This is a genomic window from Streptococcus parasanguinis (assembly GCF_019929185.1).
In the GTDB taxonomy this organism is placed as follows: domain Bacteria; phylum Bacillota; class Bacilli; order Lactobacillales; family Streptococcaceae; genus Streptococcus; species Streptococcus parasanguinis_O.
Map to the genome: position 1 here is coordinate 88,276 of NZ_JAHZPC010000002.1, position 15,369 is coordinate 103,644.

The 15,369-nt window shown below is 46.1% G+C and carries 10 protein-coding genes; 2 read left to right on the forward strand and 8 right to left on the reverse strand.

Annotated features, from left to right (window positions below):
* Positions 1-3: 3 nt before the first annotated feature.
* From K1I56_RS01870 to miaA, 3 genes are read right to left on the reverse strand one after another with little or no spacing between them, the layout of a single operon-like run.
* A complete protein-coding gene (locus tag K1I56_RS01870) occupies positions 4-633 on the reverse strand; it encodes a cystathionine beta-lyase (protein ID WP_223324928.1) in 630 nt (209 codons plus the stop codon).
* Positions 617-1,864 (reverse strand): GTPase HflX, encoded by a 1,248-nt coding sequence (hflX, locus tag K1I56_RS01875; RefSeq protein ID WP_223324943.1) that lies wholly within the window; start codon positions 1,862-1,864, stop codon positions 617-619. Before hflX ends, K1I56_RS01870 begins: the two co-directional genes overlap by 17 nt.
* Positions 1,857-2,744, reverse strand: a complete 888-nt coding sequence (gene miaA / locus K1I56_RS01880; protein WP_223324951.1) for a tRNA (adenosine(37)-N6)-dimethylallyltransferase MiaA — start codon at positions 2,742-2,744, stop codon at positions 1,857-1,859. Before miaA ends, hflX begins: the two co-directional genes overlap by 8 nt.
* Positions 2,745-2,827: 83 nt before the next feature.
* Between miaA and K1I56_RS01885 the strand changes: the two genes are divergently transcribed.
* Positions 2,828-2,998, forward strand: a complete 171-nt coding sequence (locus tag K1I56_RS01885) for a DUF3042 family protein (protein ID WP_003002781.1) — start codon at positions 2,828-2,830, stop codon at positions 2,996-2,998.
* Positions 2,999-3,355: 357 nt separating this feature from the next.
* On the opposite strand, the gene K1I56_RS01890 is transcribed toward K1I56_RS01885, so the two are convergent.
* Genes K1I56_RS01890 through rexB form a run of 3 tightly spaced genes read right to left on the reverse strand, consistent with a single transcriptional unit; the run spans position 3,356 to position 10,605 of the window.
* Positions 3,356-3,673 carry a DUF4298 domain-containing protein gene (locus K1I56_RS01890; protein WP_223324954.1) on the reverse strand — a complete coding sequence of 106 codons (318 nt, stop codon included), beginning with the start codon at positions 3,671-3,673 and terminating at the stop codon, positions 3,356-3,358.
* A 3-nt stretch (positions 3,674-3,676) separates the two neighbouring features.
* A complete protein-coding gene (addA, locus tag K1I56_RS01895) occupies positions 3,677-7,342 on the reverse strand; it encodes a helicase-exonuclease AddAB subunit AddA (protein ID WP_223325167.1) in 3,666 nt (1,221 codons plus the stop codon).
* Positions 7,339-10,605, reverse strand: coding sequence for an ATP-dependent nuclease subunit B (rexB, locus tag K1I56_RS01900; protein WP_223324955.1), 3,267 nt, complete (start codon positions 10,603-10,605; stop codon positions 7,339-7,341). Before rexB ends, addA begins: the two co-directional genes overlap by 4 nt.
* A gap of 159 nt (positions 10,606-10,764) precedes the next feature.
* Between rexB and K1I56_RS01905 the strand changes: the two genes are divergently transcribed.
* Positions 10,765-11,247, forward strand: coding sequence for a glutathione peroxidase (locus tag K1I56_RS01905; protein ID WP_070661978.1), 483 nt, complete (start codon positions 10,765-10,767; stop codon positions 11,245-11,247).
* 299 nt (positions 11,248-11,546) lie between these two features.
* Here K1I56_RS01905 and K1I56_RS01910 read toward each other — a convergent pair whose 3' ends face one another.
* A complete protein-coding gene (locus K1I56_RS01910) occupies positions 11,547-13,415 on the reverse strand; it encodes an ABC transporter ATP-binding protein (protein WP_024054982.1) in 1,869 nt (622 codons plus the stop codon).
* Entirely contained in the window at positions 13,405-15,150 is a 1,746-nt protein-coding gene (locus K1I56_RS01915) for an ABC transporter ATP-binding protein (protein ID WP_223324964.1), read from the reverse strand. The genes K1I56_RS01910 and K1I56_RS01915 overlap by 11 nt, the downstream gene beginning before the upstream one ends.
* Positions 15,151-15,369: the final 219 nt, after the last annotated feature.

Here is a 15,369-nt window from a genome sequence, read left to right on the forward strand (position 1 = left end):
TGTCTACTTTCTATCTATATAAATCATGGCCGTCCGGTTCTCTGAACGGAACGAAAGGTTGAAAGGATAGGCTTGAGCCTGCTCAAGCAGCTCCTCCTGGTTATAACCTGACAGTTTCAAGCGTCCATCTTCCAAGGTTATCAAGTCAGTCAGAGCTGTGAGGGCCTCCGTTTTGGTGACCACTTCTGGGCCGGCCTCTTGCAGACAGATCTTGCCATCTTTTTCAAAGACCAAACAATGCGGAAAGATCTCTGCGATTTCGAATAAAATCGAAGGGGTGATTTCCGCCGCTGGATATTCAGCAAAGACACAGGCGATCTCTCCATTTACATAGGCCAAGCCATAAGACTGACCTGATAAGTTGAGGCGGATAAAAGGTTTTTGTTCATCAAAACTTTGCTGAGCTGTGAATAAGTCAAATGCTCGGCTCAAGTCCAAGAAATAATCCATGGCCTCCTTGGGACTCTTCTTTTGGTAGAGCTCTGCGAAATAAGCATTGATCACACTTGGCGGAGGTGTAATCACACGGAGACGCAAGTCCTCAGGGATCGTGCTTAATAGGTTTTTCAGATAGACCCGATCGAGACTGGTATAGCCCCCATATTTTATTGCTAAATCAACGTAATCCGTCATAAAATTCTTCCAACTTCCACTTATTTTTCTCTGCGATATAGCCTTGAATGACCTCGACATCTTCTTCAAATTCGCGCTGGTCAATGATCGCGACCGTCTCTAGGTCATGTGTCCGATAAGATTTTGAAAAGGGAACGCGAATAGTAAAAGGAACAAAGAGTTCTCTCAGTTTTTCTAGGAACAAAGCCTGCAGATCCTCTCGAGCTGTCTCAGAGCGAGCTGAAATCAGGCTAAAAGGTGTCTGGGTTGGGGTAAAGTCCGCTACTTTATCCGCTTTGTTGTAGAGGGTCAAGCGAGGAATCTCCAGCATATCTAAATCTTTCATGATAGAGAGCACGGTCTTTTCATGCTCTTCATGATTAGGATCAGAAGCATCGATGACATGGACCAAAAGATCCACATTCTTACTTTCCTCCAAAGTCGACTTAAAGCTCGATACCAACTCTGTTGGCAAGTCCTGAATAAAGCCAACCGTATCTGTCAGAGTTACTTGCAAATTCCCTGTTAGATGAATGCTCTTGGTTGTCGCATCCAAGGTCGCAAAGAGTTCATCTGCTTCGTACTGGGTCTTACTGGTCAAGGCATTCATAATGGTTGACTTCCCTGCATTGGTGTAGCCAATCAAGCCAATCTTGAAGACAGGTGATTCCAAGCGTTTTTCACGAAGGGTTTCCCGGTTCTTTTCAACAGCCTTGAGCTGGCGCTCGATATCGGTGATTTGATTGCGAACGCTCCGACGATTCAACTCCAGCTGACTTTCCCCTGGACCACGAGAACCAATTCCCCCAGCCTGACGGCTGAGCATGATCCCTTGACCGACAAGACGTGGCAAGAGGTATTTGAGCTGGGCCAAGTGCACCTGCAACTTCCCTTCATGACTCCTAGCCCGCATGGCAAAGATATCTAGAATCAGCTGCATCCGGTCAATGACCTTAACCCCAAGGATTTCTTCTAAATTGACATTTTGCCGAGGGGTCAGGCGATTATTGACCACCACTGTCGTAATCTCATCTGCTTCGACCATCTGAGCAATTTCTTCTAATTTTCCTGAGCCGACAAAGGTCTTGGTGTCGTACTTCTCCCGCTTTTGTGTATAAGAGCCCCGGACATCTCCACCGGCTGTTTTAGCTAGACTGGCCAACTCCTCCATCGACATATCAAAATTGTCCATGCCTTGAAGTTCCACACCAACCAAAAGGATGCGTTCTTGTTTCTTTTCTGTTTCAATCATGCTCTAAAAACTCCTTTACATCTGCAAGAACCTGCTCCTTGAAGTGCGGGGCAGAAATGGCGTAAAATTTTACTTCCATTCGATTTCGAAACCAGGTCAGCTGCCGTTTGGCAAAGCGCCGCGTATTGCGCTTGAGGATCTCACTGGCTTCCTCAAGGTTCTGCTCTCCCTTAAAGTAAGGAAAGAGTTCCTTGTAACCAATCCCTTTAGCTGCCTGAGCCTCCGGATGGTCATCATAGAGCCACCGAGCTTCATCCAGCAAGCCCTCCTCTAGCATGCGATCTACTCGGCGATTGATGCGATCATAGATCAAGGACCGGTCATCATCTAGACAGATGAGATAGGGTTCATAATCGGTTTCTTCGTTTGTGAGGTCCTGCCCAAAATGCGCAATTTCAAGAGCCCGCATGGCCCGACGGCGATTGAGCTGAGGAATCACAAGTCCTTGCTCCGCTACCCTTTGGTACAAGTCTTCGTCCGACAGCACGTCCAATTGACCACGATAGGCCAAAATCTCTTCATGAGGAACTTCACCACCTAGATGATAACCTTCGAGCAGACTTTGGATGTAAAGACCCGTCCCACCTGCAATGATAGGAAGCTTGCCTCGAGCTGTGATATCCTCAATCGCTGTCTTAGCTTCTCTTACAAAATCAAAAGCCGAGTAAGACTCGGTCACCTCCCGCACATCGATCAAATGATGGGGAGCTGCTGCTTGCTCTTCTGGTGTCGCCTTGGCTGTTCCAATATCTAGCTTGCGATAGACTTGTTGACTATCGCCACTGATAATTTCACCATTGAGGGCTTGCGCTAAATCGATCGCAAGAGCAGTTTTTCCAACAGCAGTCGGTCCCACAATCACAATTATCTTGGTTTTCATCGTTTTTCCTTGCAAAATTCACGTTTTTTCGTTACCATATATTATAACATAAATATTTAAAGTTCAGAAAAGGAGAAATTCTCATGGCTAAAGGATTTGGTAAAGGTTTTGTTACTGGTGTTGCTGGTACAGTTGCTGCTGTCGCAGGTGCAGTTTACACATTCAAGAAAAAAGTAATCGAACCAGAAGAACAAAAAGCAGCTTTCATCGAAGAAAACCGCAAAAAAGCAGCACGTCGCCGTGTCTCACACTAATCATTCAAAAAGCTCCGGGCAACCGGAGCTTTTTTTGCTGAAGAAAAAGTCCATTTTGGAAAATTTTCTTTTACTGGTAGGGTTTGTCACGATATGCTAACACAAGTAATGCTAAAAGAATTAGAATGATATATATTATGTTTATTCAAACATATACTGAAACTTTCCGCCGTGAGAAAAGTGCTAGAAACACTTTTGTTTCTAGCACTCGGGAGTTTTGAAACTTTAGGTTCAAAACTAAGTCATGGAACTTCTTCGAAGTTCGCTGACGTCCGTACTTACCTAAGTAAAGTTTCTATGATGACGTTTGTCTTCAATCTAAAAGCCCCGGGAAACCGGAGCTTTTAGATTGAAATTTCACCGTTCTTTGATCATTTTCGTTGCGATCTCCAAGAGCTCCACTCCCATCTGAAAATGCTCGTCTAACAAATCATAGACGGCATCTTCGGACAAGACACCACAAGGAAGATCTTCTGGAAAGTCAGCCTGATTGGACAAGTCCAAGTCATCAAAATAAGCCTGACTACTATAATAATCGCGCAGTTGGATATAGCTTTCTTGATGCTCTCTTAGCTGATCCACTGCTTTTTTTGTTTCTTCCAAAGTCTTGGCATAGTCATTCAAATAGCCTTCCATTCGTTGGATCCGTTCGATGTTTTTCTGTGCAATTGCCATGATTTACTCCACTTTCACCACTTCTAGATGGGGGCCACCTAGAAGCACCAGATATTTTTCAACGTGCTCTTGGCCATAGGAACGGCGAAGAGCTTCTGCATAGAGATCGAGCTGATCCCGGTAGCGTTCGACCAATTGACTGGGGACCTTGTAGTGATCCGTCTTATAATCAAAGAGCAGGATCCGGTCTTCTAGCACCACGTAACCATCCAAGATCCCCCTCACGACAAAGTCCTCTCCACTGGCTGGATCTTTCTTCAGCATGGCAAAGGGAGCTTCGCGCCGGACTCGAGAAGCTTCTTTTTGAAGCAAGGTCCCCAAAGGCGTCTCATAGAAAGCAAGGATGGCCTCTAGCTTGATACGGGCTTTGACCGCTGGCTCCGCTTGAACTTGCTCCAAAGCCTGACGAAGTGTGTCTAGGGTGATCTTATCTTCAAGAGGCATGCGCTGCATGAGTTCATGGACAGCACTACCGACCTGGGCTCCTGTCACGGCTTTTTCTTGCCCAAAAGTTGGAAGCTCAAAGTCAGGCGAAACAAGTTTTGCATCCATGATCTGGACGCCATTGGCATCCATGACTGGCTCGTAGAATTTCTTGATCTGACTTGGTGTACGGACACTTGGCAAATGAATGGCCGGAGCATAGAGCTGATTGAGACGATCAACATTTTCCAAGATATCCAAGGCCCGACGAATATCCTCTGACTGACGGACATCCTTGAGCTGATCAAGGCTGGAATCCTTCTCCTCCTCTAGTTGCTCCAGCTGGTCTGGTGCCAGGTCTTCATCTGTCACAAAACGTGTGTCATAGGCCAGGGTATTCTTGGTAAACACATCTTGAATAGCAAAGAGCCAGTCCTGATAAGAGGTCCATTCTTTTCGTTTTTCCGGATCCAATTTGCCATTGCGACTAGTCCCCCAATCGGTATCACGCAGTTTGTCCTCTCGGCCTTTTCCGACCAGATAGAGCTTGAGCTCAGCCCGTGTCATAGCGACATAAAGAAGACGCATCTGCTCCGAAATCGTGGCCAATTTTGTTTCTTCCACATTTCGTTGGTAGCAAGGCGTTTCGATCTGCAGACGAATAGTCTCTGGAGCAACTGGATTCTCTGTCTCAACCGGCAGGTTCGCAACATATTTAAAGCCAATCCCCTTTTGACGACTGAGGATAATAGGCCCCGATTGATCCTTACGGTTGAAGACCTTGTCCATATTGAGAATAAAGACATACTTGAATTCCAGCCCCTTGCTCTTATGGACGGTCATGAGCTGGACGGCATCTTTTGGTGCTGCAAGAGGGACGCTGGCCAAATCGTGTTCATTTTCGATCACCTTGTCGATCATGGCATTGAAGCGCGACAAGCCCTTAAAGCTGGCTTTTTCATAATCATTGGCCCGAAGCGTCAAGGCATAGAGATTGGCCTGGCGCTGGGCCCCATTTGGAAGGGCGCCGACATAGTCATAGTAATAGCGATCCTCATAGATTTTCCACAGCAAATCATAGAGCGAATGGGTCTTGGCAGCAGCTCTCCAAGTAGATAAAACCTTGAGGAAGTTCTCGATTTTAGCTGAGAGCTTGGCATCAATCAGATTTGCATGCTCTGCAGTCTTTTCAAGGGCTAACTGGACCTTGTGGTAGAAGGCCACTTGCTTTTGCTCTGGAAGGGTCTGCAAGGAAATCCGTGCCAATTCATCTTCATCAAAGTCAAACATGGGTGATTTCATGAGAGCAACCAAGGGATAATCATGCAAGGGATTGTTAATGGTCCGCAAGGTATCCAACATGACCATCACTTCCAGTGACTCAAGATAATGCGCCTGTCCGCTATCTGCCACAATCGGAATCTGGTACTGGTCAAAAGCTTCCAGAATCGCATCATTTCGCGTTCGAGTCGCAGTCAAGAGCGTGATCTCTTTAAAGGGCACTTTTTCTACCCGATGGAGACGTAAAATTTCTTTGATGACCAGGAGAATTTCTCCCTTGGAAATCGTCTCTACTCCAAGAGGAGCTTCCTCGTCTTCGGTCTTTTCTTCCTGGTCTTGGGAGCCATCATAAAGCAAAAATTCTGCCCGATGTTGTGGCAAGGCCATCCGCTGCTTGTCGCTTCCTGCGACCAGATAGTGGGTTTGATTGTAGTCAATCTCGCCCACCTCTTCGTCCATCAAATGGCGAAAGACATCATTGGTCGCGTCCAATACTTCCACATGACTCCGGAAATTTTCCTTGAGGAGGATCAACCGCCCTTTCGCCCCTTCTTCTTGATAAGCCTTAAATTTATCATTGAAAATCTGTGGATCTGCCTGACGGAAGCGGTAAATCGATTGCTTGATATCCCCCACCATGAAGCGATTGTAGCCATTTGACAACAAGTCCAACATCCGCTCTTGGGTGTGGTTGGTATCCTGGTACTCATCGACCATGACCTCATGATAACGCTCTTGAAAGGCTTGTCTCACCTCTGGGAATTGCTCTAAAATTTGAATCGCAAAATGACTGATATCCCCAAATTCATAAGCTTTTTCTTGGATTTTTCGCTCCAGATAAGCGCGAGCAAAGTCTCTGATAAAGTCCCGCAGCAAGGAGAGCATGGGGCCTTCTTCTTGGTGGAAGGTTTGTTGAAATTCCAGCTGATAGAGCTGATTTTCCAAGTCTCTAAGGCGATTGATATGAATGTTCTTATCCTGGTTATAAGCCGTGACTAAGTCTTTCAACTCTTCTTTTCGGGCTCTATTGGTCAAGGCTCCCCCATTTGAAGCCCGACTAATCGCCACGACCGCCTTTAGGACAGAGGTCACTTGCTCTTTATTGGTGCGCCCCGTCAGGCTTCCAATCTGATCGAGCACCTCTTCTACAGCTTCCAAATATTTGGCCTTGCCAAATGCTTGGCCTTCATTGGACAAATGAAAGGCAAAAAAGCTTTCTGCCTCATAAAGGGCCTGCTGGATGCTCTCCATCAGATCACTTTCAACCTGGTCAAAATCGGTCTCCTCATAGCCTTTTAGGAAATGCTCCTCCAGCCATTTCTCCGGATCGCTGGTCGACTGAAGAAAGTCATAGATCTGGTAGACCTGTTCTTTAAACAAGGTCAAATTTTTGCGCTGCCCCGTGAAATTCTTGACCATCTGCACAAAGGCTTCTTGGTTTTCCCCCTGGTAATAGCGGTCAAAAACAGCTTGAAAGACTTCATTTTGTAAGAGGCGTTGCTCACTAGCGTTTTGTAAAATGCGAAACTGAGGCGCCAACCCAAGCAAATAGCCATAGCGCGTTAGGACCTTTTGGGTAAAGGAGTCCATGGTTCCGATATCGCTGGTGGCGACATCTGCGATTTGACGGGCCAGGTGTTGCTTGAGCTCTGGGTCATCGCTCGCTTGCAGGGCTTTTCCAAGTTCACTTTCCAAACGCTCCTTGAGCTCCCCTGCTGCCTTGACTGTAAAGGTCGAGATAAAGAGCTCCTTAATAGAAATGCCTCGCTGGATCTGATCCAGTATCCGCTGCACCATGACAAAGGTCTTCCCTGAACCAGCAGAGGCCGACACCAATATATTGGTCCCCGAACTATAGATGGCATCAATCTGTTCTGGCGTCCGCTTTTGCTCTTTGGTAGAAGCTGCCTCTTGGGCCTGAAGGGCCTTGATTTCTTCTCTTGTCAAAAATGCTTGTTTGATCATTTGTTCAAGACCTCCTTCATCTTCTCGATCCAAGCGGCTTTCACCTTTTCACCGCGTATTCCTTTTTGGTCTAGTTTGGTCAAGAACCGTGCCTGACCCAGGTGACGATCCGCTTCAAATCCCGTAATGGATTTAAACTGCTCCACGAATGGTGCGATATTGCGCCCATTTTCACTATAGGGATTGATGGCAAATTGTCCCTTGAGAATCCCTTCTGCTGCTGTTTTATAGAGATAAGCGTTGTACAAGAGGAGCAAGTCCAGTTCTTCCTTACTCAGCATCATGGCCTTGTTCTTATCATAAGCCTCGCCTAGATAAGGTGCCTGTTCTGCCATAAAGAGCCCCTTGTACTGTTGACTTTTCATGGTTTGGTTGATGGCATCCTCTACTGTCTTGGTCTTTTTCAGATCCACTATGGGATCTCCCATTTCCAAATACATGGCTCCAAAAATCCCCTGCTCCTCTTGGTATTCCTTCAAATCCTGAATGGCAGAGAGATAGGTCGGCAATTGAGAATTCAGTCCATTAAAGAACTTATCATAGTGAAATTGCGTCAGACTAGACTTATAGTCCACGACTCCGAGGGCTCCCCGATCCCTCAATTTATCAATGCGGTCCACCTTGCCTCGTAGCTGTAAGAGCCTGCCATCGGACAATAGATAAGAGGTATGGGCGCTTCCGCCAAAGAGGGTCTCCTCACCGATGGTCTCGATGCCATTCTGCTGGGCGAGGACACGCCCCGTTGTTTTCGCGGTATCAAGAAGCAAGTTGCGAACAAACTCGGTCTCTCCATTTTCTCCATACAATTGCTGGAACTCCGCTTCTTGGCTGGTTTCTCGAATCGCTTCGTTTAAACGCTGATCAAACGCTTGATCGGAGCTATCTTTTAAGACTCTTTCAAAGATTCGGTGCAGGAAATTCCCATGACTGCGGGCGTCTGGCCGGATGGTTTCATCCTCTTGTAAGCCCAAGACATAGCGCAGATAAAAAGCATACTGGTGCTTGTAGTATTCATTCAAGGCAGAAGCGGATAATGTCAAGGCTTTTCCTTTAGGATAGAGTGCTTGAAGCGTATCCGACTGAAGCTGACGGCTCTTTAATTCCGTTGAAATCTGAGGAATCTGGATGCCTTCAGCGGCTAATTTTTTGCGCAAGACCCGTACCGCCACACCCCAAAAGCTAGCTTCTTCAGGAGACAGCTCACTAGTGATCTCTTCTTGATAGAGTTCGATCACGCGCGCTAAAAGGGCTCGATAGGTCCCGATATCATCACTCGAAGCTTGGGCTTGTTTGGTCGTCCATTCGATGGCAATGGGCTCCTTGGCCAATTCGACAAGGTAAGGAGAGACACTATCTTCCATTTCATTGACCAAGCTAGGAGCCGATAGAACTAGTTGGGTGGTCGCCGCATTGAGGAGCGAAACTGCCACAAAGCGATTTTTCTTGAGATTTTCACTGGTCACCACCTGGAGCTCTGCTCCTTCTTGGGTAGCCTCATTCAACTGCTGGCGCTCTTCTTCACTGAGCAGAGAGGTGTTTTGAGCGATCTTTGGAAAACGCTCCTGGGTCAGCCCGATCGCATAGACATAAGGCGCTGTCAAGGGTTCAATCAAGTCATAGGACTGAACCGTCACCACATCGACCGTAGCAGGAATTGTCCGGTATTGAGACAATTGCATCCCCGATAAGAGGAGAGCTAGAAAGTCATCAACTGTCAGCTCTTGGTCCTCAAAGACCACGTTCAACTCCTCTAAGACATGGAGAAAGGCCTTCCAGACCTGGTCATAGCGCTCCTGCTCCTCCAAGGCTAGATCCTTGATCAAAGCTTGGAGATTCTGAGAAAGTTGGGCCTCTTGCAGAAACTCTGTAAAGGCGGTTAAGAGATGAGTCACCTTTTGTTTGCGCTGTGAAAAGAAAGGAACTAGAGGTTCGACGACGCGTTCCCGGAGAGTATTGAGCTCTTCCAGATTAAACTTGCCCTGACGATTGCCAGTAAAAGGCTTGTGAAATTTTTTAGCACCCTTTACTTCCGCAAAGCGAAGGTATTGCTCAAAAGCATCGACTTCCTCTTGCGTCAGATCACTATACAGACCCGTTTTCAACAGATTGATGACGTCTTCCGTCTGGTAATTGAACTGCTTGATCCGACCTAATGATTCAATGACCTGAATCAAGGGATGGTGGACCATGGCCTCACTTCGTCCCAAGTAAAAGGGAATCTGATACTGGTCAAAAATGGTCTTGAGCTGTAGTTGATAAGCTTCTACATCGCCTAACAAGACCCGAATATCCCGATAGCGGGCCCCATCATGAAGACGCTGACGGATGGATTTGGCGACAAATTCCAACTCTTCTTTTTGCGTGTTGGTTTGCCAGAGTTGGACAGCTGTTCGATCTTGGTCCTCCAGCTCATTTTCCACTTGTGAAAAATCGTAGCGCGCTTCTAACATGCGGGTAATGCGACTAAAGGAGTCTTCGATCGCTTGCCCACAATACTGAGGCTGTACCTCAAAAGTCTTTGCCAGTTGGAGGAGAAAGTCAACACTGGCTTGGTAAAGATTTCCCTCTCTAAAGCTTGCCCGATAGGCTTTTTCACTGGCATAGACTCCGATGACAATCTCCACTCCTTTTCGGTGAAGGAGACTGATCAAGGCCTCTTCTTCCGCAGAAAAACGCGTGAAGCCATCGACGACGATCGCTACATCCTTTAATTGCTCTTCCAGCTGCCCTTCTTCGACCTGATTGAGGAAAAAGGCAATCTTGGACTGGGATTCATACCGGTGCTTGACCAGCATCTCAGAGACCGCTTCAAAAATCGCCAAGAGGTCCTCTCTTTTTTCAGCTTCCTCGAGCAACTCTAAATCTGTAAAATCCATCTGAGCTGTCTGCAATTCATGATAGAGCTGGACCAGTTGCTGGATAAACTGAGGATCCTTGCGCAGGGCCCCGTAAACTTTAAGATCCTGCTCCTTCATCTGGGAAAGAGCTTTAAAAAATAACATGCCGAGACCGATATCATCCAAGGGTTGCTCCTCAAAGACCTGATTCAGGATGAAATAACGAGCCATTTGGGCAAAGCGCGTGACGGTAATGGCAAAAGAAGCCTGACCTTCTAAATAGGACAAGACCTTGGCTTCTTTTTCAAAGGAAAGAGAGTTGGGCGCAATGTAAAACACACGCTTGCCCTGTTCTACTATCCCTACGGCTTCTTGTGTCAGGACCTGGGTCAAGGGGGTCCGAACATCCGTATAGAGTAATTTCATCCGATCCGTTCTCCTTTTGGCATTTTCTTGAGAGCTTGTTATCTTCTTATTATATCATTTTCACAGGAGGGACTAAAGCAAGAAGTCATGCTCCTTTTGGCCCAATTCTAGGACATTTGTGCTACAATAAAAACTGAAGAGACAGAAAGGATACCACCTATGACTAGCATTTATGATTTTTCTTTAGAAAACCAGAATGGGGAGGAAATTCCCCTTTCCCACTACCAAGGTAAGGTTCTTATCGTGGTCAATACGGCGACAGGTTGTGGCCTAACCCCGCAATACCAAGGACTGCAAGATCTCTACCTACGCTACCAGGAAAAGGGGCTGGAAATCCTAGACATTCCCTGTAACCAATTCATGGGGCAGGCACCAGGAACGGCAGAAGAAATCAATAGCTTCTGCAGCCTCAACTACCAGACCAGCTTCCCACGATTCGCTAAAGCCAAGGTTAATGGTAAAGAAGCCCTTCCTCTCTATGACTGGCTCAAAAGCCAAGCAGCTGGGCCACTGGGCAAACGCATCGAATGGAACTTCGCAAAATTTGTCATCGACCGACAAGGCCAAGTCGTCCAACGCTTCTCCTCCAAAACAGAGCCAGCTGCCATGGAAGACTTGATCCAAGAATTACTTGAGAAATAAGCAAAAAGCCTGAAAGTGAAGTCAGGCTTTTTGATGAATGGCTATTTATTTTCGAGACTTTCCGCTGTGAGAAAAGTGCCTGAAACAATAACGTTTCAGGCACTCAGGAATTTTGAGAGTAAAACAGTTTGGGAAACTGTTTTAGCCTGAGCCCAGAAATTAAAGAGCGAAGGGGCTCAATAATTAGTCATGGAACTTCTTCGAAGTTCGCTGACGTCCGTACTCACCTAAGGAAAGTTTCTAAGAAGTCATTATCCATAAGCCAAAAAAGCCTGAGCCAATGCTCAAGCTTTTTTTCTTTAATCAATTTCAAGTCCACCGGTGTACAAGCGGTAATAGGTTCCACGTTCTGCCATCAAGGAAGCATGGTTGCCTCGCTCGATGATGCGTCCGTGGTCCATCACCATGATGACATCGGAATTGACAATCGTCGATAGACGGTGGGCGATAACAAAGACCGTCCGACCTTCCATCAAGCGATCCATCCCTTCTTGCACCATCTTCTCTGTCCGCGAGTCAATCGAAGACGTCGCTTCGTCCAGAATCAAGACAGGCGCATTGGCAAGGGCTGCACGGGCAATGGCGATCAATTGTCGTTGACCATTTGATAGGCCAGCCCCATCATCCGTCAAGACCGTTTCATAGCCCTGATCCAAGTGCTTGACAAAGGAATCCACATTGGCAATCCGAGCTGCTTCAAGGATTTCTTCCCGTGTTGCATCAGCACGGCCATAAGCGATGTTTTCCGCAATCGTACCAGTGAATAAGTGGGTATCTTGAAGAACGATTCCGAGGGAACGACGAAGAGAATCTTTCTCGATCAATTTAATATCGATCCCATCATAGGTGATCATTCCAGACTGAATATCATAGAAGCGGTTGATCAAGTTGGTGATGGTTGTTTTTCCTGCACCAGTCGCTCCGACAAAGGCCACTTTTTGCCCCTTATCCGCGTACAAGTTGATGCCATGAAGGATTTGTTTCTTCCCATCATAAGAGAAATCAACATCATCAAAGACCACATTTCCGACCATCTTCACAAGCTGGTAATCTCCATTTGGACGAGGGTGTTTCCAAGCCCATTTGTTGGTTTTCTGATCGGTTTCGACCATTTCTCCATCGACTAGTTCATAATTGACCAGCGTCACTTTTCCTTGGTCGACTTCTTCTTCTTCGTCCAAGAGATCAAAGACACGATCTCCACCAGCCAAGGCCATGAGGACAAAGTTCAATTGTTGAGAAACTTGGGCAATGGGACCTGTGAAGGAACGGTTCAATTGCAGAAAGGCCATGAGACCACCAATGGTTAAACCACCGACGCCGTTTAGCGCAAAGAGGCCCCCGATCAAGGCTGTCAGAACAAAGGAAACATTTCCCAAGTTCCCAAGAATCGGCATGAGGACATTGGCATAGCGGTTGGCTTGGTAAGAGGATTCAAAGAGTTGATCATTGATCCGATCAAAATCCTCAATGCTTTCTCTTTCATGCACAAAGGCCTTAACCACTTTTTGACCAGACATCATTTCTTCAATAAAGCCGTTCTCAATCCCCAAGTTCTTTTGTTGGGCCCCGAAGTAACGACCTGACTTGCCAGAAACATCCTTGATGATAAAGACCATGACGATGACCATGAAAAGAACAATCAAGAACAAGAGTGGACTAACCGTCAGCATAGTAATCGTTACCCCAAGGATGGTAATCGCTGAGGATAAGAGTTGCGGAATGGATTGTTCAATCGCTTGGCGAAGGGCATCAATATCATTGGTATAGATAGACATGATGTCCCCGTGTTGGTGGGTATCAAAGTAACGAACGGGCAGTTTTTGCATGCGAGCAAACAACTGATTTCGAAGACTTCTAAGTGAGTCTTGTGAAACAGTTGCCATAATCAAGGTAAAGCCATAGTTGGCAAGGACCCCGATCAAACAGATCAAACCAACCCGTGTCAAGAAGGACAAGAGCGGTCCAAAATCATGGCTATTGCTTGTCAGCATGGGCTCCACATAGACGTCAACCAAGGACTGAATCGAAGCTGTTACATTGACCGTCGCAAGTGACGATAGAATGATTAAGATAAAGGAAACAATCAAGGATAGCTTGTAGTTTTTCCAAAGGAAGTCGAGCAGGCGAAGGATAGAGCCTAGATTTGCTTTTTTCTTAGTTTTCATCTGCTTCTCCTTTCCCTTGTGTTTGCATTTCATATACTTCTTGGTAGATGGCATTGGTCGCAAGCAATTCTTCGTGACGACCGATCGCATCGATTTGGCCATCATTCATCACGATAATACGATCTGCATCTTGAATAGAGGAAATCCGTTGACCAATGATGATTTTGGTGGTCTCTTTCAAGCTGGTTGCTAATCCTTGACGGATCAAACTATCCGTCTTGGTATCAACCGCAGACGTCGAATCATCCAAGATCAAGATCTTCGGATTCATGAGAAGGGCACGCGCGATACAGAGACGCTGGCGTTGACCACCAGAGACGTTGGATCCCCCACGCTCAATCATGGTGTCATAGCCCTCTTTGAAATCTTGAATAAATTCATCGGCTTGGGCAATCTTACAAGCTGCGATGATCTCTTCATCCGTCGCCTCTTTATTTCCCCAGCGCATATTTTCTTTAATCGTACCAGAGAAAAGAACATTGGTCTGAAGAACCATGGCCACTTGCTTACGAAGGGAATCAAGATCGTATTCTTTGACATCGTGGCCTGCTACTGTCACCCGACCAGACTCGACATCATAGAGACGAGGAATCAACTGCACCAAGCTTGATTTTCCTGATCCTGTTCCTCCCAAGATACCAATCACTTCCCCTGAACGAATAGAAAGATTAATCCCTTGTAAGACATGGGTCTTGTCGCCATTTTCATCGGTATAAGCAAAGGTCACATCCTCAAAGTTGATGGAGCCATCAGCAACTTCTTTGATCCCATTTTCTGGAGAGTCAATCGTCGTTTTGGTCGTCAAGACTTCATTGATCCGCTCGACAGAGGCCATGGAAATCGACAACATGACAAAGATCATCATAAACATCATGAGCGACATGAGAATGGTCATGGTGTAGCTAAACATAGAAGTCAGATTCCCAGTGGAGAGTTGGCCACCAACGATCAGATGAGCCCCAATCCAAGAGATCAAAAGGAAAGAAGCATACATGGAAAGCATCATAGCTGGGCTACTCAAGACAACGATACGAATAGCCTTCATAAACATGTTATAAATCCGGCGTGAAGCTTTTTTGAATTTAACGGTTTCATCTGCTTCCTTAACGTAGGACTTCACCACTCGCATATTGGTGATGTTTTCCTGAATGCTGTTGTTGAGATTGTCATAAGCTTCAAATACTTCTGTAAAGAGCGGATACACAATCTTCATAATGATGCTTAAGACCGCTGCCAAAAAGATGGTCACATAGACAAAGATCATGGCCATTTCCGGATTGATCAAGAAACAAGCCACAATGGCAAAGATCAAATTGAGCGGTGCCCGCACACAGATCCGGATCACCATTTGATAAGCATTTTGCACATTGGTCACATCCGTCATCATCCGAGTAACCAGACCACCAGATGAGAACTGATCAATATTCTCAAATGAGAAGGTTTGAACCTTTTTGAAAATAGCCCGACGAAGGTTTTTGGCAAAACCAGCCGATGCATAGGCGCCATAACGGGCAGACTGCATCCCACAAAAGAGGGAGAGAAAGGCACAGACCAGCATGAGCCCACCGTAAAACAAAATATTGTTCATGTTTCTTTGTTGAACACCCTGGTCCAAAAGACTCGCCATGACAAAGGGAATCGAAATCTCAAACATGACTTCAAAGACCATGAACAAGGAAGCCAAAATCGAGGGCTTCTTAAATTCTTTGATCTCGGAAATTAAGGATCGAATCATTATTACCTCCAATGTTATTCATACTTTTTCCTGCGGTAGAAGCAAATCTTATTTCCACCGAAAATAGGTCAAAACACACAAAATTCCCTGAGGGAAAGACCCTAGGGATTACGCATTTTTTATAGTCTTCATTGTAACCTAAATTACAAAAAAATGCAAGATTTTTAGACAGCATCCGTTTTTCTGTTGATCCAGTACAAAAGAGGCTGGGACAAAATT